16 protein-coding genes are annotated in these 24,379 nt (G+C 67.2%); 12 read left to right on the top strand and 4 right to left on the bottom strand.

Annotated features, from left to right (window positions below; all coding sequences use genetic code 11):
* The 3 genes from BRAO375_RS08590 to BRAO375_RS08580 form a co-directional block, all read left to right on the top strand.
* On the top strand, positions 1-343 hold a 343-nt coding region (locus BRAO375_RS08590), incomplete at its 5' end, for a (2Fe-2S)-binding protein (RefSeq protein ID WP_035639615.1).
* On the top strand, positions 340-1,398 hold the full coding sequence (locus BRAO375_RS08585) for an FAD binding domain-containing protein (RefSeq protein WP_009027069.1): 1,059 nt from the start codon (positions 340-342) through the stop codon (positions 1,396-1,398). The genes BRAO375_RS08590 and BRAO375_RS08585, both read left to right, overlap by 4 nt.
* Positions 1,388-3,652, top strand: a complete 2,265-nt coding sequence (locus tag BRAO375_RS08580; RefSeq protein WP_009027068.1) for a xanthine dehydrogenase family protein molybdopterin-binding subunit — start codon at positions 1,388-1,390, stop codon at positions 3,650-3,652. The genes BRAO375_RS08585 and BRAO375_RS08580 overlap by 11 nt, the downstream gene beginning before the upstream one ends.
* An 83-nt stretch (positions 3,653-3,735) precedes the next feature.
* Here the strand turns inward: BRAO375_RS08580 and BRAO375_RS08575 are convergent, their stop codons facing one another.
* Positions 3,736-5,724: a methyl-accepting chemotaxis protein gene (locus tag BRAO375_RS08575; RefSeq protein ID WP_009027067.1), complete on the bottom strand. Its 1,989-nt coding sequence runs from the start codon at positions 5,722-5,724 to the stop codon at positions 3,736-3,738.
* 370 nt (positions 5,725-6,094) lie between these two features.
* Between BRAO375_RS08575 and BRAO375_RS08570 the strand changes: the two genes are divergently transcribed.
* The 8 genes from BRAO375_RS08570 (at position 6,095) to BRAO375_RS08535 (ending at position 19,312) form a co-directional block, all read left to right on the top strand.
* The gene (locus tag BRAO375_RS08570) at positions 6,095-6,406 is read left to right on the top strand and encodes a hypothetical protein (RefSeq protein WP_009027066.1); all 312 of its coding nucleotides are present in this window, start codon (positions 6,095-6,097) and stop codon (positions 6,404-6,406) included.
* 219 nt (positions 6,407-6,625) lie between these two features.
* On the top strand, positions 6,626-7,357 hold the full coding sequence (locus BRAO375_RS08565; RefSeq protein ID WP_009027065.1) for an outer membrane protein: 732 nt from the start codon (positions 6,626-6,628) through the stop codon (positions 7,355-7,357).
* Between the two features lie 247 nt (positions 7,358-7,604).
* Positions 7,605-9,743, top strand: a complete 2,139-nt coding sequence (locus tag BRAO375_RS08560; RefSeq protein WP_009027064.1) for a methyl-accepting chemotaxis protein — start codon at positions 7,605-7,607, stop codon at positions 9,741-9,743.
* Positions 9,744-10,025: 282 nt separating this feature from the next.
* Complete coding sequence (locus BRAO375_RS08555; RefSeq protein WP_009027063.1) at positions 10,026-11,084, top strand: MBL fold metallo-hydrolase; 1,059 nt, start codon at positions 10,026-10,028, stop codon at positions 11,082-11,084.
* An 80-nt stretch (positions 11,085-11,164) separates the two neighbouring features.
* Entirely contained in the window at positions 11,165-13,795 is a 2,631-nt protein-coding gene (locus tag BRAO375_RS08550; RefSeq protein ID WP_009027062.1) for a metallophosphoesterase family protein, read from the top strand.
* Between the two features lie 70 nt (positions 13,796-13,865).
* The gene (locus tag BRAO375_RS08545; protein ID WP_009027061.1) at positions 13,866-14,063 is read left to right on the top strand and encodes a hypothetical protein; all 198 of its coding nucleotides are present in this window, start codon (positions 13,866-13,868) and stop codon (positions 14,061-14,063) included.
* 221 nt (positions 14,064-14,284) lie between these two features.
* Positions 14,285-15,514, top strand: a complete 1,230-nt coding sequence (gene hemA, locus BRAO375_RS08540) for a 5-aminolevulinate synthase (protein ID WP_009027060.1) — start codon at positions 14,285-14,287, stop codon at positions 15,512-15,514.
* A gap of 288 nt (positions 15,515-15,802) precedes the next feature.
* The gene (locus tag BRAO375_RS08535) at positions 15,803-19,312 is read left to right on the top strand and encodes a PAS domain-containing hybrid sensor histidine kinase/response regulator (protein WP_009027059.1); all 3,510 of its coding nucleotides are present in this window, start codon (positions 15,803-15,805) and stop codon (positions 19,310-19,312) included.
* Positions 19,313-19,324: 12 nt separating this feature from the next.
* Here BRAO375_RS08535 and BRAO375_RS08530 read toward each other — a convergent pair whose 3' ends face one another.
* Positions 19,325-20,254, bottom strand: coding sequence for a LysR family transcriptional regulator (locus BRAO375_RS08530; RefSeq protein ID WP_009027058.1), 930 nt, complete (start codon positions 20,252-20,254; stop codon positions 19,325-19,327).
* 101 nt (positions 20,255-20,355) lie between these two features.
* On the opposite strand from BRAO375_RS08530, the gene BRAO375_RS08525 reads away from it, so the two are divergent.
* Positions 20,356-21,327: an alpha/beta fold hydrolase gene (locus tag BRAO375_RS08525; protein ID WP_009027057.1), complete on the top strand. Its 972-nt coding sequence runs from the start codon at positions 20,356-20,358 to the stop codon at positions 21,325-21,327.
* 104 nt (positions 21,328-21,431) lie between these two features.
* On the opposite strand, the gene BRAO375_RS08520 is transcribed toward BRAO375_RS08525, so the two are convergent.
* A complete protein-coding gene (locus tag BRAO375_RS08520; RefSeq protein WP_009027056.1) occupies positions 21,432-23,465 on the bottom strand; it encodes a DUF3857 domain-containing transglutaminase family protein in 2,034 nt (677 codons plus the stop codon).
* Between the two features lie 213 nt (positions 23,466-23,678).
* Entirely contained in the window at positions 23,679-23,990 is a 312-nt protein-coding gene (locus tag BRAO375_RS08515) for a hypothetical protein (protein WP_009027055.1), read from the bottom strand.
* Positions 23,991-24,379 lie beyond the last annotated feature (389 nt).

Raw genomic sequence — 24,379 nt, 5'->3', positions numbered from 1 at the left:
TGTCCTCGTCGACGGCCGCCGCATCAATTCCTGTCTCACCCTCGCGCTCAGTCTCGACGGTGCTGCGATCACCACCATCGAAGGCCTCGCCCAGGGCGACCAGCTGCACCCGGTGCAGGAGGCCTTCATCGCCCACGACGCCTTGCAATGCGGCTTCTGCACGCCTGGGCAGATCATGAGCGCCGTCGGCCTCATCAACGAAGGTCATGCCGGCAATGATCCGGAGCGGGTGCGTGAGGGCATGAGCGGCAATCTGTGCCGCTGCAGCGCCTATGTGGGGATCGTCGAGGCGGTGCTGGACGCCCAGGCGACGCTCGCGGACGAGAAGGAGCGCGCGGCATGAACCGGTTCGACTATGTGAAGCCCGCGACGGTCGCCGAGGCGATCGCGGCGGCCGGCGCGCCGGGCGCAGCCTATCTGGCCTCGGGCACCAACCTGCTCGACCTGATGAAGGGCAATGTCGTCCAGCCGGCGCGGCTGGTCGATATCACCCAGATCAAAGAGCTGACGCGGATCGAGAGGCTCGGCAACGGCGACGTCAGGATCGGCGCGCTCGTGCGTAACGCCGATCTCGCCTGCGACGCCTCCTTCGCCAGGGACTTCCCCGCGGTGGCCGAAGCGCTGCTCTCGGGTGCCTCGGCACAATTGCGCAATGCGGCGACCGTCGGCGGCAATCTGCTGCAGCGGACGCGCTGCGCGTACTTCTACGACACGGCGTCTGCCTGCAACAAGCGCATCCCCGGATCGGGTTGCGATGCCCGCGACGGCGAGAACAGCCAGCATGCCGTGCTCGGCTGGAGCGCCGCCTGCATCGCGACCAACCCGTCGGATTTCTGCGTGCCGCTCGCGGCGCTCGATGCGGTGGTTGAAATTGCAGGAGCATCGGGCCGCCGCGAGGTCGCCCTGGAGGCGTTGCATCTGTTGCCCGGCACCACGCCCGAGCGTGAGACCGTGCTTGCGCCCGGCGAGATGATCGTCGCGGTCCGCCTGCCCGCGGCCGCCCGCGCATTCGCAAGGCATGCGCGTTACCTCAAGGTCCGCGAGCGCAATTCCTACGCCTTCGCCGTCGTCTCCGCTGCGGCCGGTCTCGTGATCGAGAACGGCAGCATCAAGCAGGCGCGTCTCGCGCTCGGCGGCGTCGCCGCCAAGCCATGGCGCGCGCATGACGCCGAAGCGCTGCTCGCAGGACAAACGTCGGATGCACGCGTGTTCGAGCAGGCCGCAGACGCCGCGCTGCGCGACGCAAAGCCCTCCGGCGACAACGCCTACAAGATCCCGCTCGCACGACAGCTGATCGCGCGCGCCCTGCAGGCCGCAGCGCAGGGCACGCCGTCGCGCATGCCGGCGCTGCCGGCCTCTCCCTTCTCCTCCGTTCCAGGAGTGCTCCATGACGCCTGAGCTCAATCTCTCCCGTGATCCCGCCCACCTCCGCCACGGCTCGAACATCGGCCAGCCGCTGTCGCGCGTCGACGGTCTCGCCAAGGTCACGGGCCGCGCGACCTACGCGGCCGACAACAATCCGCCCGGCCTGCTCTACGCGGTGCTGGCGGTTAGCAGCATCGCGCGCGGCCGCGTGGCCGCGCTCGACGTCGATGCTGCCAAGGCGCATCCCGGCGTCGTCGAGGTCATGACACAGGCCAACCGTCCGCCGCTGCATGCCGATCCCGACGGCAAGCCGAATCCGTTCTCGTTCCGCTTCGAGGCGCTGCAGAACGATCGCGTGCGCTACGCCAACCAGCCGATCGCGGTGGTCATCGCCGAAAGCCTGGAAGCCGCAACGGAAGGCGCCGCCCTGCTGGCGCCGCGCTATGAGGCGGAGCCCGCGCGTATCGGTCTCGATGCTGCAGCAGCCTATGTGCCGCCGGTCGTCGGCATGGGCATGCCGGCCGAGCAGCGCCACGGCGATGTCGAGGCTGCGCTGTCCGCCAGTGACAAGCAGATCACCGCGATCTACGAGACGCCGCCGCATTATCACAACGCGATGGAGCCGCATGCGATCGTCGCGGAATGGCAGGGCGATCGTCTCGTCATCGACACGCCGACGCAGGGCCTCGTGATGATGCGGGCGCGTCTCGCCGAGCTGTTCGGCATCGCGCCGGAGAACATCCTGATCCGCAGCCCCTATCTCGGCGGCGGCTTCGGCGGCAAGGGCCTGATGGCCGGGCCGCAGGTGCTCGGCATTCTCGCCGCCAAGATGGTCGGCCGTCCGGTCAAGCTGGTGGCGCGCCGCGAGCAGCTCTACGGCCCGTTCGGCCACCGCTCACCGACGCGGCAGACGCTGCGCCTCGGCGCAAGCAACGCTGGGCAGCTCGCGGGCATTCATCACCACGCGCGCATCGCGACGTCGAGCTTCGAGGACTTCTATGAAGCGGCGGCCCACGTGACCCACACGCTCTACGCCGCGCCGGCGATCGCGACGACCTATGACGCCGTGCGCGTGGACACCGGCACGCCGCTGTTCGTGCGCGCGCCCGGCATCGCGCCGGGATCGATCGCGCTGGAGAGCGCGGTCGACGAAATGGCCGCGGCCTGCGGCCTCGATCCGCTCGCCTTCCGCGTCAAGAACTACGCCGAGGTCGAGCCATCGACCGGCAAGCCGTTCTCGTCCAAGGCGCTGCGCGACTGCTACACGCAGGGCGCCGAGCGCTTCGGCTGGTGGGAGCGGCCGCTGAAGCCGCGGATGATGCGCGACAAGGATGGCTTCCTGGTCGGCTGGGGCATGGGCACGGCGACGTTCCACGCGCTGATGTTCGCCGGCCAGGCGCGCGCCGTGATCCGGCGCGACGGCTCTGGCGTGGTGGAAAGCGGCGCCCATGACATGGGTCAGGGCGCGTGGACCGCATTCGCGCAGATCGCGGCAGATTCGCTGGCGCTCGACCGCGACCAGGTCACGTTCAAGGCGGGCACGTCAGATCTCCCGGATGCCGGCATCGCCGGCGGCTCGGCGCATACCGCGACCGTCGGCACCGCGATCCACAATGCCGGCGCGGCCGTCATTGCCAAGCTCGCCGAGCTCGCGACGTCGGACCAGCGCTCGCCGCTGTTCGGTGCCGGCAATGCCGGCGTGATCGCCCGCCAGGGAAGGCTGCTCCGGCGCGACGACGAGGGCCGCGGCGAAAGCTATGCGGACATCCTTGCGCGCGCCGGCCTCGACGAGGTCGAAGGCTCGGGCAGTGGCGTGCCTGATCCGACGGCCAACGAGCAGTACGCGATGCATTCGCACGGCGCTGTCTTCGCCGAGGTGAAGGTCGATCCGGATCTTGGCCAGGTGCGCGTCACCCGCATGGTCGGCGCCTTCGCGGCCGGGCGGATCATCAATCCGAAGCTGGTCAAGAGCCAGCTGGTCGGCGGCATGATCTGGGGCATCTCGCTGGCGCTGCACGAGGAGGCGATCACCGACCGCCGCAGCGGGCGCATCATGAACGCCAATCTCGGCGAATATCATGTGCCGGTGAATGCCGACGTCCCGGCGATCGAGGCGTTCACGGTCGAGGAGCACGATCCGTTTGTGAACCCTCTCGGAATCAAGGGCGTCGGCGAGATCGGCATCACCGGCTCGGCGGGCGCAGTCGCCAACGCGGTGGCGCATGCCACGGGCATTCGTGTCCGGCGCTTCCCGGTGCGGATCAGCGACTTGGCACGCCGGGCCTGACGCCACGCGGAACGCACGCCAAAGAGAAAGGCCTCCACCTATCCGGCGGAGGCTTTTTTCTTTTGTACCGCGCCGCAAGCAGCTCAAGCCGCCTCGCGTACGAAGGAGGACCTGAACCAGGTCACGAACGGCTCGCGCCTGGCGCCCAGTTCGAACTCGACCCGCAACGCGTCGCGGTCGCGGCCGCGAACCAGATAGGGCACATCCTGGTCGAAGCCTGCGAACTGCAGAACACCGCGATCGCCGATTCCAGGTTCGGGCTGGAAGCGGAACCAGGCGCCGCCCTCCGAGATGTCCACCAGCTCGGCCTTCACAACCCGTTTGTTGGCGTCGATGACCTTGATCGGCAGGTTGGATTTGAATCGCGGCGCATGCCGGCGGTCGGCCTCGGCGGTCGTCGTCCTCACGACCTTCACCAGGGTCGAGCGCAGAGAGGTCAGGCGGGAGGCGACCTCGCCGATCGCGCTGCGGACCTCGGCGGCGCGGTCATTCACCATCCCGGCATCCCTGCCGACATTGCCGATCTTGGACGAGACATCGCGCGCCGCGTCTGCCGAGGAGTGGACCGAGCGGCTGATCTCCTGGGTTGCCGCGTGCTGCTCCTCCATCGCCGCAGCGATCGAGGCCGCCACCTCGTCGATCTCGGAGATCTGGCTGCCGATGCCTTCGACGACGTCGATCGTCGCGTGCGTGGTGGCCTGCACCTCGCCGATCAGGCGCGAGATCTCCTCGGTCGACTTCGCGGTCTGGTCCGACAGCGACTTGACCTCGGCCGCCACCACCGCGAAGCCGCGGCCGGCCTCGCCGGCGCGCGCCGCCTCGATGGTGGCGTTGAGCGCCAGCAGGTTGGTCTGCTCGGCAATGCCGCCGATCAGGTTCGAGACTTCGGCGATCTTGTCGACGGCCTTCGTCAGCGAGAGCATCGTCGTCTTGGCCTTCTCGCGGCCTGTAACGGCCGATTTGGTGATGGTGCTGGCGCGAGCCACCTGGCTCGAAATCTCGCGGATCGCCGAGCTCAGCTGCTCGGCCGCCGCCGAGACGGTCTGCGCATTGGCGAGCGACTGCTCCGAGGCCGCCGCCACAGACTGGGCATCCGCAGACAATTCATGAGCAAGCTCGGAGAGTCCGCTGGCGACCGCCTCGACCTGGCGTGAGGCGCTTGCCGCCGCCTCGACCGACGTGCCGGTCTCGCGCTCGATCACGTCGGCCATGTCGAGCATGGCCCGCTTCTTCGTCTGTTCGGCCTCGGTGCGGTCGCGCTCCTGCTTGTCGCGCAGATTGTTGTTCTCGATCGCATTGGTCTTGAAGACCACGAGCGCGCGCGCCATCGCGCCGATCTCGTCGCCGCGTCCGGCATACGGGATCTCGGTGGCCAGCTCGCCCTCGGCAATCCGCCGCATCAGGCCGGTCATGCGCGACAGCGGCCGGACGACGCCGATGACGAGCCCGGACATCCCTGCAACGACAAGCGCCAGCACGATGCCGGCCACGCTCCAGACGACGACCGAGATGCGGCTGTCCTGGTCCGCGGCCGTGCCCTCCATGTCCGAGTTCAGCTTGTTCGCCTTCTCCACCAGCGTGTCGACCACCGCACGGTGCGCGGCATAGGCGCTGCTAAGCCGGACATAAGCGGCCTCGGCCTTCGCCATGTCGCCGGCGCGCAACGCCGGGACAAGCTCGCCCTCCGCAGCCTGCCAGAACTTCCCGACCTCGGCGTCGGACCGCACGATGAGCAGCGACTTCAGCTCAGGCTCGAGCGGCGAGCCCGTCCAGAACGCCTTGCGATCCTCATAGTCCTTCTTGAGCTGCGCCAGCTTCGCGACATGCGCATCGACGTTCTTGGGCGCCCGCAACGCCAGCGTCGCTTCGAGATAGGCCTCCAGCACATATTCCGGCGGCGGCAGGATGTCGGCCACCAGGTCGTTGCCAAGCTTGATCTTGTTGTAAAGCGGGCCGCCGACCTTCAGCTCGCGCAGCGCGTAGGCACTGGTCAGCACGACGGCGCCGAAGCCGAGGGCAAGCACCAGGCCGAACGTTGCAATGACGGCGGAAATGGAGAGACGCATCTTCATGTCAGGCGGCATTCCTCGTTGAGGGCCCACGACCGCGCGGGCGGGCGGGGGCACAGCTGCACGACGTCCCCTCCTCGTTGAGGATCACTGGCTGTCTGTCCTGGTTGCCCCGTACCAGGGATAATGCGATCAACATGCACAACCCTTTTTCAACCAACGTAAATTTTCGGATCCGTAGTATTGCGGGCCCGCGCGTCGCCTGAGGCGGCGGATCGCGCAGCCCCTCGCTGCACGCCCATGCGGGCCCCAGCCGATCGATGCCGCGCGCGGCACATGCCGGCATCCTGCGACCACGGTCCTATGACCTGCCGCAAGGCAAACCGAGTGACATCTGCGAGGATGCCACGTGTCCCACCATCAGGAGCTCCCGATGTCGAAACCGATCCCCGACAAGGCCGAGATCGCGCTGGAATATCCCGACAAGTTCTACGTCGGCACGTTCGAGCGGTCGTCGCGCTTCGAGGCCCATCTCGAACCCTCGGGATTGGCGCTGACCCTGGAGCGGCCGGGAGCGGAGGACGTCCGCAAATCGATCCACATGCACCTGAACTATGGGCTGCTGGCTGCGATCCTCACCGAGGTCGCCGCAGGGATCGCCGCGAATCCCGAGAGCGACTCCTTGCATCGCGATCAGCTGCGCGACGCGGTCGCGGCGCTGCACGAAGCTCTTAACGCGCGTTAACCGGGTGTGCCGCGGCGGGACAACGGAGGGCGGCATTAACCGGCGCTTCAGGCTTCGTTAGAGATTTGCTAACTACGCCACAACGTTTGCCCTTGATCCGGTGGGGTTCGAGACCGGTGTGCTGCGCAAGTGACAGCATTTTACTCAAAAGCGATCTATCTCCAATCCATCGACGGCGCGCGCTGCGCGAGCCTTGTTAGTCTGAGTTGGAGACCCGCCATGAAGAAGATCCTGTTCGCCACCGTTGCGCTCGCCGCCCTCGCATCGGCCTCGTCCACCTTCGCTGCCGACCTCGGCGCGCGCACCTATCCTTACGCCGCCAAGGCGCCGGCCTATGTCGCGCCGATCTACAACTGGACCGGCTTCTATCTCGGCGCCCATCTCGGCGGCGCGTTCTCCAGCGACAACAACTTCTCTGGGCTGGCCACCGGCAACAACTCCAACGGCCGCTTCCTCGGCGGCGTGCAGGTCGGCGCCGACTGGCAGTTCGCCCCGACCTGGGTGATCGGCGCCGAAGGCCAGTACAGCTGGCTCAGCGGCAGCGTCGGCGCGGCCTTCCCCGGCGGCTATGTCTACAGCAACAGCCAGCGCGGCCTCGGCTCGATCACCGGCCGTTTCGGCTACACCTGGGGTCCGGGTCTGCTCTATGTGAAGGGCGGCTACGCCTATTCGGACAACAACGAGAAGGTGACCCTGGCCGGCACCCCGATCGGCTTTGCCACCAATGGCGATCACCGCAACGGCTGGACGGTCGGCGGCGGTCTCGAATACATGTTCGCACCGAGCTGGTCGGCCAAGGCCGAATACCAGTACTACAATTTCGGCAGCGCCACCTTCGCGGCCCCGGCTGCGCTGGTTCCGACCGGCAGCTTCACCACCGACGACCACACTTTCAAGGCCGGTGTGAACTACCGCTTCAACTGGGGCGCGCCGGTCGCGGCCCGCTACTGATCCGCAGGCGTCAAAACAACAACAAGCAGAGAGAGGCCGGCAGCGATGCCGGCCTTTTTGTTATCATAGGTTATTAGTTTATCAGGCTACTAACAGCCCGCTGCGCGCCGTCAAATGCCGCCGCGCGAAATGCAGAAAAGCACGAAAAATCAGCGCGGAGTAGGTAATTTCCCGGAATGTTAACTCACGACCGCGATAGTGCTCGCAAACATCAGCTCCAAGTAGCGGCTATCGAGGGAAACGAGACATGGCGGGTCGGTTCAGCTTCAGCAGAATGCTCGGAGTCCTGCGTCCGAGATGGGGCGTCAGGGGAAGCCTGTTCGCGGCATTCGCCGTGATCGCCGGCATGGCGATTGCGATCAGCGTCGGCGCCGGGCTGATGCTGCGCCATATCGGCGGCACCATGGTCGAGCTGTCCAGCCGCGACATTCCACGCCTGACCTCCAGCCTGCAGCTTCTGGCGCAGAGCTCGAGCCTCGCCAGCCTCGGCCCCGCGCTGCTGGGATCGCAGAGCGAGGACGCGCTCAACGACCGCCTGAAGAAGATGCAGGAGATCCAGAAGGCCACCGAGCAGCGCCTCGCCGAGATCGGCGCGCTCGGCGCCGCCAAGAGCGTCGTGGCGCCGCTGGCCGAGACGATCAAGAACATCAACGAGGCCAACCAGAGCCTGGTGTCCGCGGCCCGCGAGCGCCTCGCCGTCGCCGCCACGCACAACCAGCAGTACAACGCTCTGCGCAAGGCGCAGGAGGAATTCACCAAGGCGGCGAACGAGCCGATGCTCGATGCGCAGACGCAGCTCAACGCCGTGCTCGGCGCCGCCGAGGTGTCGGCAGACGACGCTACCGCCGCCGCGCGCTTCGTCGAGCAGCTCGGCAATGTCATCGCGTCCGGCAATCTGATCGTTGCGCAGATGGCGGCCGCGCTCTCGGCCAATGACAGCGACACGCTGGAGGCGGTCGAGCGGCAGTTCAAGGAGTCGCTGGCCCAGCTCAAGTCCAACCTGGAGCTGCTGCCGAACGGCCGCAGCACCAAGGCGATCAACGACGCGGCGATGAAGCTCGCCGCGCTCGGCGAGGGCAAGAGCCGCGTGTTCAAGACCCGCGAGAAGGAGCTCGACGCCAACGATTACGGCCAGACCGTGCTGGAGGAGACGCGCAAGCTCAATGTCGGCCTCGACATCAGCGTCCAGCAGCTGGTCGAGGGCGTGCGGAAATCCACCGAAGGCGCGACCGGCACGGCAGGTCGCGAGATCGAGATCGGCACCCTCGGCATGATCGGCGCCGGCGCCGCCACCCTGCTCGGCTCGGTGCTGTTCGTCTGGCTCTATGTCGGCGGCAACATCCTGCGCCGGATCAAGCGACTGCAGCAGGCGATGCAGAACCTGTCGAGCGGCGACCTCGACACCGAGATTGCGGCGTCGCGGCAGCGCGACGAGATCGGCGCGATGGTCGACACCCTGCAGGTGTTCCGCGACAACATGATCCAGGCCCGCACGCTCGCCGCCGAGCAGGACCGCGAGAACGCCGCCAAGGCCGAGCGCGCCACGCGCATGGAGGCACGGATCGCCGAGTTCGAGGCCACGGTGCGCAGCGCGCTGGCCAATCTGCAGAGCTCCGCGAGCGCCATGCAGAGCACGGCGCAGAGCATGTCGCAGACGGCCGATCAATCCAACTCTCTCGTCAACGCGGTCGCCGCGGCCGCCGAGGAGACCTCGGTCAATGTGCAGACGGTGTCGGCGGGCACCGAGCAGCTGTCGTCGTCGATCGCCGAGATCGGCCGCCAGGTCGTGAGCTCGGCGCAGATCGCCAAGAAGGCCGTCGAGGAGGCCGGCGCCACCGACTCCACGATGCAGGGTCTTGCCGACAATGCGAGCCGCGTCAGCGTCGTCGTCGACCTGATCCAGGCGATCGCCTCGCAGACCAATCTGCTGGCGCTCAATGCGACCATCGAGGCAGCCCGCGCCGGCGAGGCCGGCCGCGGCTTCGCCGTCGTCGCCCAGGAGGTGAAGAGCCTCGCCAGCCAGACCGCCAAGGCCACCGACGAGATCCGCACCCAGATCGCCGGCATGCAGCAGGTCGCCTCGTCGGCCGTGGCAGCGATCCGCAATATCGGCGAGACCATCGCCGAGATCGACAACCTCACCACCGCGATCGCCGCCGCCGTGGAGCAGCAAGGCACCGCGACGCACGAGATGGCTCGCAACATCCAGCAGGCGGCCTCCGGCACCACCGAGGTGTCCCACAACATCACCGGCGTCTCCAACGCCTCGGCGCAGGCCGGCACGTCGGCGAACGAGGTGCTGACCGCCTCGGCGACGCTGCGCCGCGAGGCCGAGACCCTGCGTGCGGAAGTCGATGCGTTCCTGACCAACATCAGGGCGGCGTAGTCACCGCTTCCACCGTCATTCCGGGGCAATCGTCGGTGCGCGCAAGCGCATCGGCGATTGAACCCGGAATCTCGAGCTGATGAACCCAAGACAATCTCGGGATTCCGGGTTCAGGGCCTACGGGCCCTGCCCCGGGATGACGGTAGGTTGGCGCAAGCAAGCGTGGTGGCGGTTTCGGTCAACCGCGGGGCGCCTGCCGCGCCCCGGAATGCCGTGCAGCCATGTGTTCCCGCCGCGTTTTTCGGCTGGCGCTCGCCCGCGGCGGCCGCTAATCGATGAGGCATGACCAAGACCGACACCGCTTATTCCTCCGCCGAAGCCCTGCGCTACCCCTGGGAGCAGCATCCCGGTGAGGACCAGGTCGTCGAGGTGGCGCCCGGCGTGCTGTGGCTGCGGCTGAAGCTGCCGTTCCGCCTCAACCACGTGAACATCTACCTGCTGGCCGACGGCGACGGCTGGGTCGCGGTGGACTCAGGGTTCGGCAACGAGGAGTCGATCGCCGCCTGGACGCGGCTGCTCGACGGCCCGCTCAAGCATGTGACGATCAGCCGGTTGATCGTGACGCATTCGCATCCCGACCACGTCGGTCTTGCCGGCTGGATCGTCGAGCGCTTCAACTGCCCGCTGGTGATGTCGCAGGTTGAATATCTGCAGTCGGTCTATCACCAGAACCGCGGCACCGAGGAGCGCCGTAATGCGCAGCGGCTGTTCTTCCGCCGCCACGGCATGGACGAGACCCTGACCGACAAGCTGCTCGGCCGCGGCCAGGAATATCTGCAGCGCGTCTCCGTGCTGCCGGCGTCCTACCGCCGCATCTCCCATGGCGACGAGATCCAGATCGGCAGCCGCCGCTTCAAGGTCATTACCGGCGGTGGCCACGCGCTCGACCAGGTGATGCTGTATTGCGCCGCCGACAAGCTGTTCCTCTCCGCCGACCAGGTGCTGAGCAAGATCTCGCCCAATGTCAGCGTCTGGGCGGTCGAGCCGGACCAGAACTCGCTCGGCGAATATCTGGCGTCGCTGGCGAGCCTGACCACCACCCTGCCCTATGATGTGCTGGTGCTGCCCGGCCATGGCGTGCCGTTCTACGGTCTGAAGACCCGCATCAAGCAGCTCGCCGATCATCACGAGGAGCGCTGCCGCATGATCGCGGACGCCTGCCGTGACGAGACCAGGACCTCGGCGCAGCTCGTGCCGGTGGTGTTCCACAAGCACGTGCTCGACCCGCACCAGATGGGCTTCGCCGCCGGCGAGCTGATCGCTCACGTCAACTACATGCTGGTCGAGGGCCGCCTCACGAGCCGCGAGATCGACGGCGTGCTGCATTACAGCACGACCTGACCGAGCCACGATCGGCTCCGCCTCCAAGACCCCTTTCGCCACCCGCTCAACCCGAACTAGAATGATCGGGTGGAGCGGCCATGATCCATATTGCGCATATTTCAGACATCCATTTCGGACTGAATTTCAGCGAGGCGACGTGGCAGGCGGTCGTCAGCTGCGTGGTCGACTTCGATCCCCATCTCATCGTGGTCTCGGGCGACCTCGTCGACGATCCCTCGCCGGACCATCTGCTGGCCGCCAAGGGCGCACTCAACGATCTCCTGGAGCGCACCCGGGCCAGCTCGGCTACGCGCTGGGGCGGCCTGGGGCGCAACGCGGAGCTGGTCGTCGTCCCCGGCAATCACGATGTGTTCGAGAGCGGCATTGCCATGGGCATGCCCCGGCTGAGCTGGTTCGAGCGGATCTTCTTCGGCGGAGACACGACACGGGCCGAGCAGGCGCTGAAAGCCAAGCTCGCGACGCACACGCTTACCTTCGGTCCGAAGGCACTCGGCCTGCCGGCCGGCATGCGCCCGCAGGACGCCAGCTGGTTTCGCCGAGCCAGGGCGCGAGCAACGGCGCTGTTGGGCGGACGGACGGTCATGCCCTGGGACCAGGCCGACGACTACGCGAAGCTACTCCCCGCTGCGGGGACGATGCCGAGAGTCCGTGTTGCCGGATCAGCGCCGATCCTGCTTGCGCTGTTCGACTCCAACGGATCCGGCGGTGATCTCGGACTGGCGACCGGAACAGTCGACAACGACGTGCTGATCGAGCTTTCCGAGAGGCTGCAACAGATCAAGCAGAACTATGTGGCGCGCATCGCCATCGTGCACCATCACGTCCTGCCGATCGCATTTGCACCGGGCGCGCACAGGAAGACGGGGGAGCCGATGATGGTGCTCCGCAACGCGGGCGCTCTGCTGCGGACTCTTGCCGATCACCAGTTCGACCTGATCCTGCACGGCCACTGGCACAAGGCGCAATTCGCCCGCATCGATTTCGGCAACGATGCCGGCGACAGCTATCCAATGGCCGTCGTCTCCGCCGGCAGCGCCGCCATGGCGACGCCCGACAATACCAACTTCAACAGCATCAACTTGATCCAGATTGCGCCGACCGGGCGGATCGAGGTCGAGAACGTGTTCTATGGCGCAGGTCAGTCGCCGCGACCTCGAAGCCGAAGGGACGAGAAGGAAGGTCCCGGCTTCCGGGTCTACGAGGAGCCGCTCGCGGCCGCGAAGCGCCGTGCCCACGTACGTGCGCGCGAGCGCCACCCCATCGAATGCGAAGAGCGCGAGCAGATCTGCGAAATCACCGAGAATGGCGATCTCTGGGTGACCCATCGCATTTCCGGGTTTCGCGTGCAGGGAAAGATCGGCCGCTATGCAAAGCGCCCGCTGGTCGTGCATCTGCCGGCCTACGGCCATTTCGTGCATGACACGCTCACCTTGTCGCCGGATACGGCAAGGGCCGGCTTCGAAATCGTTCCGGCTCCTGACGATGCGACCGATGGCCAGAAAGGTGACTACTACTGGCTCAAATTTCCCGGCGGGGGCATCTCCAAGGATAACGAACCGGTGCCCTACCAGTTCAGCCATGGCTGCGCCAACTGCATGACGATGACGCAATGGGAAGCCGTCGAGCGGCTCGAGCGCGGCACCCCTAAGCCGCATCCGCAAGGCTTCGACGACGAATGGGTGGGGATTCGCGTGCCCTTCCCGGCGCAGAAACTGACCTTGAAGGTGCGGCTTCCCCGGAGCCTGGCCGACGTGCAGCTCGCCCTCGAATGCCTGCGGCCTCCGGGTTATCCCAACTACGACATCGATCAATGGGGCGATGCGAAGTTCGAAGGCGACAAAGGTGTCGACGACGCCGTCGACGCGCCCTCCGGGTGGGAAATCGACAAGTCGTGCGAGGAAACTCCAACTCTCACCTACGACGCCCGGTCGCAGACCTGGGAGCTCGTGATCGATCACCCGCTGGTCGGCTACCAATATGCCCTGCGCTGGCAGGTGCCGGGAGAGCCCGAGGATCGAACGATCGCGGGCAATACTCGCGAATGGCACCGCACGCTGCTGCATCTGGGCGATCGTGTTGATGCTGGCCAGACGACCGATGAGGATCGCGAGGCGATCCGGCAGTTCGACCTGCTGGTACAAACTTTGGAAACGGAGCTTCGGCTCGGCCGCGTCAGTCGTGACGAGAAATGGACCATCGCGCTGATGGTCCACGATGCCAAGGACCTCGTTCTGCGGCCCGTTCTCAGCCGGCGCTCCGGGCCGCAGCGCGAGGCATTGCCGCGGAGCTTCAGCATTCCCTATGGCGACGGGGTCAGCGGAGCGGCCTTCCAGCAGCGCCGGATCATTGCCTGGAGCCATCGCGGCGTGATCAGCGATCCCGAGGGCGCTGCGAAATCCCTGATCACGCCGGTGCCCTATCCGCCCACCGAGGAGGGCGGCGAGGCGGTCCACGTGCTTGCTTTGCCAGTCTATCATACCGGCACGGAGGACGAGCGGCGGCCGCCGCCCTGGGCTACAATCGGCGTCGTTACCGTCGATTCATCCTCCTATGCTTCTTCTATCAAGGACATGGACGACAAGCAGCGACTGTTGCTCCGCACGCTGGCGCAGGCGCAGATGGACAACATCATCCGTGCGGTGCGCGGAGAGCGCGACAGTGCGGACGGACCGCCATCTTGCGGCGCAACGGATCGGCCATTATCGTAGCGCCATTGGCTGCTGGTGCACGATCGGCGGTGCACGACGAGAATCGATACACGGGACTCCAGGAGAAACCATGTTTCGTCTCAATCTTGGCGGCGGCGCCGTCGCCTTCGAAACCGAGGGCGAGGCCGATCGCATCGGCAGCGTCGATCCGGCCGAGCTCAGCCGGCGCGACTGGCCACCGGAGGTGGTGGCCAACATCCGGCGTTATCAGGAACGTCTCGCCCACCCGGCGGCCTCGGTCGGGAAGGAGCCTGAGAGCGGCTCCTGAGATGATCGCCTTGCGCTGCTCCGCAGCGCCGCCGCAAAGCCATCCGAATTCGGCCGAAATCCGTCCGCCATCGACGCTCCCTTGGACAAATCGCCCAAGTCCTGCCGTGGGATTCCGGCTCGACAGCCGCTCTGGAAAAGCTCTAAGAAGGCCTTAAGCCCCCGTTGCTTAGAGGGTCCGTTCCAGGCGCTGCGCTGCAGCGCAGCACGTCAGGTTTCGTGATGGACTACAGCCAGTACTTCAGTGCCGCCCTCGGTCGTCTGCATGACGAGCGTCGCTACCGGGTCTTCGCCGATCTCGAACGTATCGCCGGCCGGTTCCCGCACGCGACATGGCACTCGCCCAGCGGCCCGCGCAATGTCGTGATCTGGTGCTCCAACGACTATCTCGGCATGGGCCAGCACCCCAAGGTGGTCGGCGCGATGGTCGAGACCGCGACCCGCGTCGGCACCGGCGCCGGCGGCACCCGCAACATCGCCGGAACGCATCATCCCCTGGTGCAGCTGGAAGCCGAGCTCGCCGACCTTCACGGCAAGGAAGCGGCGCTGCTGTTCACCTCCGGCTACGTCTCCAACCAGACCGGCATCGCGACGCTCGCCAAGCTGATCCCGGACTGCCTGATCCTGTCGGATGCGCTGAACCACAATTCGATGATCGAGGGCGTGCGCCAGTCCGGCTGCGAGCGCCAGATCTGGCGCCACAACGATCTCGCCCATCTCGAGCAGCTCCTGATCGCCGCCGGCCCCAACAGGCCGAAGCTGATCGCCTGCGAGAGCCTGTATTCGATGGACGGCGACGTGGCGCCGCTGGCGGCGATCTGCGATCTCGCCGAGCGCTACAATGCGATGACCTATGTCGACGAGGTGCACGCGGTCGGCATGTACGGCCCGCGCGGCGGCGGCATCGCCGAGCGCGACGGCGTCATGCACCGCATCGACATCCTCGAGGGCACGCTTGCGAAAGCGTTCGGCTGCCTCGGCGGCTACATCGCGGCCAAGGGCGAGATCATCGACGCCGTGCGCTCCTACGCGCCGGGCTTCATCTTCACGACCGCGCTGCCGCCGCCGATCTGCTCGGCCGCGACGGCTGCGATCAAGCATCTGAAGACGTCGAGCTGGGAGCGCGAGCGCCACCAGGACCGCGCCGCCCGCGTCAAGGCGATCCTCAACGCCGCCGGCCTGCCTGTCATGGACAACGACACCCACATCGTGCCGCTGTTCGTCGGCGACCCCGAGAAGTGCAAGCAGGCCTCCGATCTGCTGCTCGAGGAGCACGGCATCTACATCCAGCCGATCAACTACCCCACCGTCGCCAAGGGCACCGAGCGCCTGCGCATCACGCCCTCGCCCTACCACGACGACGGCCTGATCGACCGCCTGGCCGAAGCCCTGCTGCAGGTGTGGGAACGCCTGGGATTGTCGCTGCACAAGAAGCCGCTCGCGGCGGAGTAGGTTCGTAGCCCGGGCGAGCGCAGCGACACCCGGGTTCACCTCAACAGCGCGTGTGACCCCGGATATCGCTCCGCACTCCGCTGCGCTCCCCTCCCCCGCAAGGGGGAGGGGAGCAGACCGGCCTCGCTGCGACGATGTCGGCTCTCATGTTCATGAGGCGAACGCCCGCCCTTAACGACGCCGCTTCATTCCCCACGCCCCTGCCACATCGCTATCGCCCCACCTCCCCCAACGCGCTAAGCTCGCGCCTCAATTTCAAGGCGGAGCGCCGAGGAGTTCGCGCGACACATGCTGCACGACTGGGGCGTGATCCTGGCCGCGTTCGGCTATATCGGGTTCCTGTTCCTGGTCGCCAGCCGCGGCAACCGGGCCGGGGGGCGGCGGCCGTCGCGGCTGGCCGGGCTGATCTACCCGCTGTCGCTCGCGATCTACTGCACCTCCTGGACGTTCTTCGGCTCGGTCGGCTTCGCCTCGCGCACCAGCGTCGACTTCCTGGCGATCTATCTCGGCCCGATCCTGATGGTCGGCGCCTGCACGCCGCTGCTGCGGCGGGTGATCCAGCTCGCCAAGACGCAGAACATCACCTCGGTCGCCGACCTGATCGGCGCGCGCTACGGCAAGAGCCAGGCCGTGGCAGCGACCGTGGCGCTGATCGCGATCATCGGCTCGGTGCCCTATATCGCGCTGCAGCTGAAGGCCGTCGCCTCCTCGCTGCAGACCATCCTGATCGACGACCGCGCCTTCGCCCACATCCCGATCGTCGGCGACATGGCGCTGATGGTCACGCTCGCGATGGCTGTCTTCGCGGTGCTGTTCGGCACCCGCCAGACCGATGCCACCGAGCACCAGCACGGCCTGATGCTGGCGGTCGCAACCGAGTCGATCATCAAGCTCGTCGCCTTCATCGCCGCCGGCGCTTTCGTCACCTTCTGGATGTTCTCGCCGGTCGAGCTGATCGAGCGCGCGATGAAATCGCCGGAGGCGGAGCGCGCACTGGAATACGTCCCGGGCATCGGCAATTTCCTCACGATGACCCTGCTGTCGTTCTGCGCCGCGATGCTGCTGCCGCGCCAGTTCCATGTCAGCGTGGTCGAGAATGCCAACGACGCCGAAGTGTCGCGCGCACGCTGGCTGTTCCCGCTCTATCTCGTCGCGATCAATCTGTTCGTGATTCCGATCGCGCTCGCCGGCCTCGTCACCTTCCCGTTCGGCGCCGTCGACAGCGACATGTATGTGCTGGCGCTGCCGATCGAGGCCGGCTCGCAGTGGCTCTCGGTGCTGGTGTTCGTCGGCGGCCTGTCGGCGGCGACCGCGATGGTGATCGTCGAGTGCGTCGCGCTGTCGATCATGGTCTGCAACGACATCGTCGTGCCCCTGGTGCTGCAGCGCCAGGAGGCGCAGCGCGAGATCGGCCGCGACTTCGCCGGCTTCCTGCTCGGCACCCGCCGCATCGCGATCTTCGCCATCATGGTGATGGCCTATTTCTACTACCGCGCGCTCGGCACCGCGCAGCTCGCCGCCATCGGCCTCTTGTCCTTCGCCGCGATCGCGCAGCTGGCGCCGAGCTTCTTCGGCGGCCTGCTGTGGCGGCGCGCCACCGCGCGCGGCGCGATGGGCGGCATGCTGGTCGGCTTCGCCGTGTGGCTCTACACGCTGTTCATCCCGAGCTTCCTCGACACCTCCACCGCAGGCATCCTGTTCCTGCAGCACGGCCCGTTCGGCTTCGAGCCGCTGCGGCCGCAGGCGCTGCTCGGCACCGACCTGCCGCCGCTGCTGCATGGCGTGTTGTGGAGCCTGTCGCTCAATCTGCTCACCTATATCGTGCTGTCGCTGGCGCGGCAGCCCTCGTCGATCGAGCTGCTGCAGGCCGACCTGTTCGTGCCGGCCGAACTGACGCCGAGCGCGCCGAGCTTCCGCCGCTGGCGCTCCACTGTCACCGTGCAGGACATCCAGAGCACGGTCGGCCAGTATCTCGGCCCCGATCGCGCCCGCGCCTCGTTCGAGGCCTTCGCCGCCCAGCGCAACATGGCGCTCGATCCCGCGGCACCGGCCGATTTCGAGCTGCTGCGTCACGCCGAGCATCTGATCGCCTCGTCGATCGGCGCCGCGTCGTCGCGCCTCGTGATGTCGCTGCTGCTGCGCAAGCGGACCGTCTCCGCCAAGGCCGCGCTCAAGCTGCTCGACGATTCCCACGCGGCGCTGCATTTCAACCGCGAGATCCTGCAGACCGCGCTCAATCACGTGCGTCAGGGCATCGCCGTGTTCGACGCCGATCTGCAGCTGATCTGCTCGAACGGCCAGTTCGTCGATTTGCTTGGCCTGCCGCCGCATCTGGTGCAGATCGGGAGCCCCCTGCGCGAGATCCTCGAATTCATGGGCACGATCGGCGCGCCGACCTATGAGGACGGCGAGGCGGTGCTGGCGCGGAGGCTCGCCGCCTACACCACCGAAGGTGAACCCTACCTCGAACGCCTCGCCGACCGCCACATGGTGATCGAGGTCCGCTCCAACCGCATGCCCGATGGCGGCCTCGTCATCACCTTCACCGACGTCACGCCGTCCTTCGAGGCCGCCGAGGCGCTGGAGCGCGCCAACGCCACGTTGGAAAAGCGCGTGCGCGACCGCACCGAAGAATTGACGCGGCTGAACTCCGAGCTGGCGGTCGCCAAGAGCGCCGCCGAGGATGCCAACATCTCCAAGACCCGCTTCCTCGCCGCCGCCAGCCACGACATCCTGCAGCCGCTGAACGCGGCGCGGCTCTACGTGACGAGCCTGGTCGAACGGCAGACGGCCGGCGAGGATTCGCGCCTGGTCGAGAACATCGACGACTCGCTGGAAGCCATCGAGGAGATCCTCGGCGCCCTGCTCGACATCTCCCGGCTCGATGCCGGCGCGATGACGCCGTCGGTATCGAGTTTCAAGATGGCCGATCTGATGCGCTCGCTGGAGATCGAGTTCGCTCCAGCGGCGCGCGCCAAAGGCCTCGATCTGATCTTCGTGCCCTCCTCGCTGCCGGTCGAATCCGACCGCCTGCTGCTGCGCCGGCTGCTGCAGAACTTCATCTCCAACGCCATCAAATACACGCCCCAGGGCCGCGTGCTGGTCGGCTGCCGCCGCCACGGCACGTCGCTGCAGATCGGCGTCTACGACACCGGCGTCGGCATTCCCCCGGTCAAGCGCGGCGAGATCTTCAAGGAATTCCATCGCCTCGAACAGGGCGCGCGCATCGCCCGCGGCCTCGGCCTCGGCCTCTCCATCGTCGAGCGCATCGCCCGCGTGCTCAACCACGGCATCGCGCTGGAGTCGCAGCCCGGCCGCGGCTCGGTGTTCTCCGTCACCGTGCCGATCGCGAAGGCGATCAACCACACCGCCGCCGTCACCAGCGCGACGCCATTGGCGACGACACCGATCTCCGGCGCCCTCATCGTCTGCATCGAGAACGACCCGGCGATCCTCGACGGCATGCGCACTTTGCTGACCGCGTGGGGTGCGGAGGTGATCGCCGTCTCCGATCCGGAATCGGCCGAGGAAGCCATCGCCGCCCGCAACGGCGCAGTCACCGGCCTGCTCGTCGACTACCACCTCGACCGCGGCAACGGCATCGCCGCGATCCGCGACATCCGCCGCCGCTTCAACGAGGCGCTGCCTGCGATCCTGATCACCGCCGACCGCAGCCCCCACGTCCGCGCCGCCGCGCGCGACGACAACATCGCCGTCCTCAACAAGCCGCTGAAGCCGGCGTCGTTGCGGGCGCTGCTCGGGCAGTGGCGGATCCAGCAGATGGTGGCGGCGGAGTAGGCGAACCCCGGGCTACACGCCTCGCCGCATGGCCGCATTCGGACTCCCCGCCATCCGCTCCACCAGATAGTCGACGAACACACGCACGCGCGCCGGCGTGTTGGCGCCGCCGACGAACACCGCGTGGAAGACTTCCCGGTCGCCGGGATTGTATGCCTCGAGCAGCCGCACCAGTCGCCCCTGGGCAACCGCGTTGCCCAGACTGAAATCGCCGACGCGGGCGATGCCGACGCCGTCGCACGCGAGCTCCGTCAGCGTATCGCCGCTGTTGGCTTCGATCGCGCCGCGCAGCTTCAGCGCATAGTCGACGCCGTCGCGCCGGAACGGCCACACCGGCTCGGCGCGGCGGAAACTGAAGTTCAGGCAGTTGTGGTGATGCAGATCCTCGGGCGTCTGCGGCACGCCCCAGCGCGCGAGATAATCCGGCGAGGCGACGATGCTGCGGCCGTTGTCGCTGAGACGGCGCGCCGTCAGCGCGCTGTCGGCCAGCGGGCCGCCACGGATCGCCACGTCCGCCTGCCCCGCCGCCACGTCGACGAGTCCGTCGCCGAGATGGATGTCGACCCGGATGTTGGGATAGCGCCGCACGAACTCGCCGAGCAGCGGCACGATGCAGAGGCGGCCGTGCGAGAGCGCGGCGCTGACCCGGATGCGGCCGCGCGGCGCGCCCTGGTCGGCGATCGCCTGCTCGGCCTCGTCGAGATCGGCAAGGATGCGGCGGGCGGCGGTGAGATAAGCCTGCCCCTCCGCCGTCAGCGTCAGCGCGCGCGTGGAGCGCAGCAACAGCCGCGCGCCGAGCCTCGCTTCGATGCGGTCGAGCGTCCGGCTCACCGCCGACGGCGTCAGTCCGAGACCGCGCCCGGCAGCGGAGAAACTGCCGCTGTCGGCGACGGCGCAGAACACTTCGAGATCGCGGGCGCGGTCCGCGCTCGCCAGCGTCATCTTTGCGTTCAATTCAAAAATCCTTGGCCTCGCACTCCTCTAATACCGCGATCATCTCCGGTCTAGCTTTGCCTGCATCGAGAAGCCCAGAGGAGACCGCCATGACCCTGCCCGGCCTGCTGCAACGAACCGCCCTCGCCGCCACCGCGCTCACTGTCCTGACCGACGCCGCCCTCGCCGATGCGGCCGACGCGCCCGGCCAATTCCCCGCGGCCTTCCGCACCCAGGAGATCCCGACCAACGGCACCACGATCCACGTCCGCGTCGGCGGCACGGGGCCCGCGGTGGTGCTGCTGCATGGCTATGGCGACACCGGCGACATGTGGGTGCCGCTCGCCGCCAGGCTGGCGGTGAACCACACCGTGATCGTGCCCGATCTCCGCGGCCTCGGCCTGTCCGCCCGCGCCGACAAGGGTTTTGAGAAGGCCAACCAGGCCGAGGACATCGCCGGCGTGATGGATGCACTCGGCGCCCGCACCGCCGAGGTCGTCGCGCACGACATCGGCAACATGGTCGCCTACGCACTGGCGGCAAGGCACTCCGATCGGGTGACAAAACTGGTGCTGATGGATGCGCCGGTGCCGGGCATCGGCCCGTGGGAGGAGATCCTGAAGAACCCGCTGCTGTGGCACTTCCGCTTCGGCGGACCGGACATGGAGCGCCTGGTCGAGGGCCGCGAGCGCATCTATCTCGACCGCTTCTGGAACGAGTTCTCGGCCAAGCCTGCGAATTTCCCGGAGGCCGCGCGCGTCCACTACGCGCAGCTCTATGCCGGCCCGGGCCGCATGCATGCCGGCTTCAGCCAGTTCGCCGCCTTCGATCAGGACGCCATCGACAACCGCGCCTGGCTCGCCGCCCACGGCAAGCTGCCGATGCCGGTGCTCGCGATCGGCGGCAGCGCCTCGTTCGGCCCGACCATGGCCGTGGTCGCGCGGGCCGGCGCCGACAACGTGCAGGAGAAGGTCATCGACGGCTCCGGCCATTGGCTGATGGAAGAGCAGCCCGCCGCGACCGTCGCCGCGATCGACGCCTTCCTCAACGCGCCGCCGGCCGCCGCACCGTCCTCACGCTGAGTCCAAGGCACCTCTCCAACGCAGCAGGATGCCGATCATGCCGACGCATTCCCTCGGCGATGCGGTTGGAGAGGCCAATGCGCGAAGGCAGCGGACGCACGATCTCAGCGCCACATCCAGACGCACAGCGCGATCCAGATCGCCACGATGACAAGCCGCGCGCCGATTAGGATCATGAGACGCTTGCGAGCGCCGGCGGGACGGATCGTCGTCGGCCCGTCGTCGGCCCGGATGAACAGGACATCCTGCTGCATGCGCCGGACGAGCTGCTCATAGCGCTCGGCCTCCGCCGCCGGCACGATCCATGCTCCGACGGCCAGCTCGACGAAGCTGTCGATGTGCTGGTCCGCCGTGCCGTGGCGGCTCGTCAGCTTGATGCCGGGCAGCTCACAGGATTCGTCGGTGTTGGTTCGCGGCCAGGCCCGCGGCATCTCGACATGCACGCGCCAGGACAGGCGCCGCGGCCGGCCGACGAAGATGTCGTGCTCGCGCGTCGCACGGCCGGCCAAAGCCAACTCGGTGCCAAACGATCGCTCGAACTGCCATTGAATGCGGCCGGGCCGATCCGACGGCCGCCAGCCGTCGCCGATCGTATAGGACGTGTCCAGGCTGAGCTTGTTGTGCTGCTCATCGTCATGGATGACCATCGGCTTCGCCTCGGCGGCGCCCGGCCAGACCGAGCGCATTTGCGCGAGCAGGGCGCGGGCGTAGCCGGCCTCGCCCTCATTGGCGATCACCGTCCTGACATGGTCGGCGCCCCAGGCGGAGAACTCGGCGCGGCGATGCAAGGTCGCGGGGGCCTGCCGGGTCGGGCCGATCCGCCATTCGTCGTGCCAGTGCGCGATGTGCGCGACGGTCTGCTCGGGCAGCTTCTCCAGCTGCGCGACATCCGACGCGAGCGGCAGCGCCCAGCCGAGATGAGGCAGCTCGATCGCGGCAAGGCTGCCGCCCTGCCGCGGCAGCGTCGGATCGAGCCAGTAGCTCTTGCCGTCGATCCGGACACGAACGATGCAGTGATCGAACATGGCCGGGCTCGGCAACAGCCTGTCGAGCATGGGGCCGCGCGTCGTTGACACCAGCGCGGCACAGGCGTCGAGACCGAGACGGCGCGCGCCGGCCACATAGAGCCGAGCCTTGTCCTTGCAGTCCCCGAACCGGTCGGCCCAGATCGCATCGAGGTCGCGCGGAACGAGGCCGCCCTCGCCGAGCGCGAGCAGGAAGTAGCGCAATTCACGCTGCACGAAGCGCAGCCATTCGGCCGCGCGCTGCGCAGGCTCCGGATGCGCCGCGCCGATCCGGTCGACCTCCTCGGCGAGCGTCGGCGGCAGCTCGGGGCTGTCATAGGCCGCCGTCATCAGCGCCGCGACATCGCCCCAGCCCGCGAACTCGCTGAGCTGGAAGGCCGGGTTCTCGATCACCCAGGGCGGCGTCAGAGGCGCGCTCGGGGCGCGCTTCGTCTGGCCGAGCAGACGCCGGCGCAGGTCCTCGATCTCGTCGGTCACGCTGATCGTGGCAGACGGCGGTCCGTTGAACTCCCTGCTGGCGATGACGCGAGCGCGCGGCTTCAGCACGCGGTGGCGAAAATCGAAGCTCGGATGAACGCCATCGAGCGTCACCAGCGAGTCGTATTTGCCCTGCAGGACCGGCGAGTCGCCATGGAGCGTGCAGCTGAACTCCAGGATGTCGTTCGCCCGGACGTCCGGCACCAGGAAGGACGCGGAGAGACGCCCATTGAGCATCAGCCGCTCGATGTCCCGCTCGCGGCGGAACACCTGGAAACATCCGGGCCGCGCATGATCGATGCACTGGTCGCCACGCAAGATGCGCACGGCGTGGACCTCGAGCCGCTGATAGCCCGGGTCGAACTCGATGACGATGTGCGACGCCCGCTCGGCGCCCTCCTTGGTCAGGATCCGCTGCGCATTGCGATAGCTCCAGCAGGGGATCGGACCGGTGAGATTGGCCTGCACATCCGTCAGCAGCCGACCGATCCCGTTCGCAACGCACGACTCCTGATCGGGCGACGGCTCCGTCTGATAGGGAGCGAGATCGACCCACGCCGGCACGGGCGCGTAGCTGATCCCATCGCCGGCGGCTGTCGCCGCCCCGCCACGACCGATCTCCCCGACATCATTCACGACAACATGCCCCAGACACGAGATGATGGAGGTACAATCCATCATGAAAGCGTTCAAGCAAAGGCGATGAGCGCAGCGTTGGCCAGAGGATCTGGCCGAGCATGACGGGTTGCGCTCACACAAGCGAACAGACCGCCGCCCGTGCTGCTTCCAACCTCACCAGAGACAATTCTCGCGAACGTCAACCCGTCTGCAACCGCGCGACGGATCGCGTCAACTGGCGTCTCGTCCCCGAATGTCGCGCCAATATTCCTCCGCAACATCCGGATCGATATCGACCGGCGCGGCGCTGCCTGGATAAAGGCGATCCTGTCCGTCCTTGCGAGGACCGGAAATCCAGAACCGCTCGCCGGTCTCCACATCGAAATAATTCGCTTTGTAGCCACGCCCCTTCAGGGTCTGAAAAGTGCGCCCGCCGTAGCTGATCGACTTGCCGGACTTGGAGTACGTGACGCGCCCGATCCGCGCCGGCCCGTTCAACGACTCCGATTTGTTCTCGATATACATGATGCGCGATTTCGGCATCGGTCTTCCCTCCGTTCCCGAAGCTCCGCGCGCCGGATGTTCGGGCGTCCTCCCGACGGGCGTGACGCGTTCGATCTCATGCGTCCGCCGAGATAAGCAACCAGAACAGAATGCGCGCAATCGAGATGTCGGGATTGAGTGAATCAATTCAGCCCGACCGCCACCGCCCGATCACGCCATTGCCCGAGCGCCGCCAGGCCAAAGATTTCATTTCTTTTTCCCCGAAATCATGCTATCCACTGAGTCGTCCCGTGCTCGTCATGAGGGACGCTTCGCGATCGTCACGAACGTGGGGCGCGGGATGCGGTGGGCGCGTCGGGTCGCAGCGGGCTTATGTCTCGCGGACGAACGATCCGGCGCGCACGGTCAAGCCGTGTGGTCCTGGCATC

It is taken from the genome of Bradyrhizobium sp. ORS 375, from assembly GCF_000239775.1.
Classification (GTDB): domain Bacteria; phylum Pseudomonadota; class Alphaproteobacteria; order Rhizobiales; family Xanthobacteraceae; genus Bradyrhizobium.
The sequence above is the reverse complement of the archived record's forward strand: the minus strand, read 5'-3'. Positions and strand labels throughout refer to the sequence as shown.

Coding starts and splice junctions, on each gene's coding strand:
- BRAO375_RS08525 (WP_009027057.1), top strand. CDS start 20,356: ATGACCCTGCCCGGCCTGCTGCAACGAACCGCCCTCGCCGCCACCGCG.
- BRAO375_RS08515 (WP_009027055.1), bottom strand. CDS start 23,990: ATGCCGAAATCGCGCATCATGTATATCGAGAACAAATCGGAGTCGTTG.
- BRAO375_RS08570 (WP_009027066.1), top strand. CDS start 6,095: ATGTCGAAACCGATCCCCGACAAGGCCGAGATCGCGCTGGAATATCCC.
- BRAO375_RS08545 (WP_009027061.1), top strand. CDS start 13,866: ATGTTTCGTCTCAATCTTGGCGGCGGCGCCGTCGCCTTCGAAACCGAG.
- BRAO375_RS08530 (WP_009027058.1), bottom strand. CDS start 20,254: ATGACGCTGGCGAGCGCGGACCGCGCCCGCGATCTCGAAGTGTTCTGC.
- BRAO375_RS08560 (WP_009027064.1), top strand. CDS start 7,605: ATGGCGGGTCGGTTCAGCTTCAGCAGAATGCTCGGAGTCCTGCGTCCG.
- BRAO375_RS08555 (WP_009027063.1), top strand. CDS start 10,026: ATGACCAAGACCGACACCGCTTATTCCTCCGCCGAAGCCCTGCGCTAC.
- BRAO375_RS08565 (WP_009027065.1), top strand. CDS start 6,626: ATGAAGAAGATCCTGTTCGCCACCGTTGCGCTCGCCGCCCTCGCATCG.
- BRAO375_RS08535 (WP_009027059.1), top strand. CDS start 15,803: ATGCTGCACGACTGGGGCGTGATCCTGGCCGCGTTCGGCTATATCGGG.
- BRAO375_RS08550 (WP_009027062.1), top strand. CDS start 11,165: ATGATCCATATTGCGCATATTTCAGACATCCATTTCGGACTGAATTTC.
- hemA (WP_009027060.1), top strand. CDS start 14,285: ATGGACTACAGCCAGTACTTCAGTGCCGCCCTCGGTCGTCTGCATGAC.
- BRAO375_RS08575 (WP_009027067.1), bottom strand. CDS start 5,724: ATGAAGATGCGTCTCTCCATTTCCGCCGTCATTGCAACGTTCGGCCTG.
- BRAO375_RS08580 (WP_009027068.1), top strand. CDS start 1,388: ATGACGCCTGAGCTCAATCTCTCCCGTGATCCCGCCCACCTCCGCCAC.
- BRAO375_RS08585 (WP_009027069.1), top strand. CDS start 340: ATGAACCGGTTCGACTATGTGAAGCCCGCGACGGTCGCCGAGGCGATC.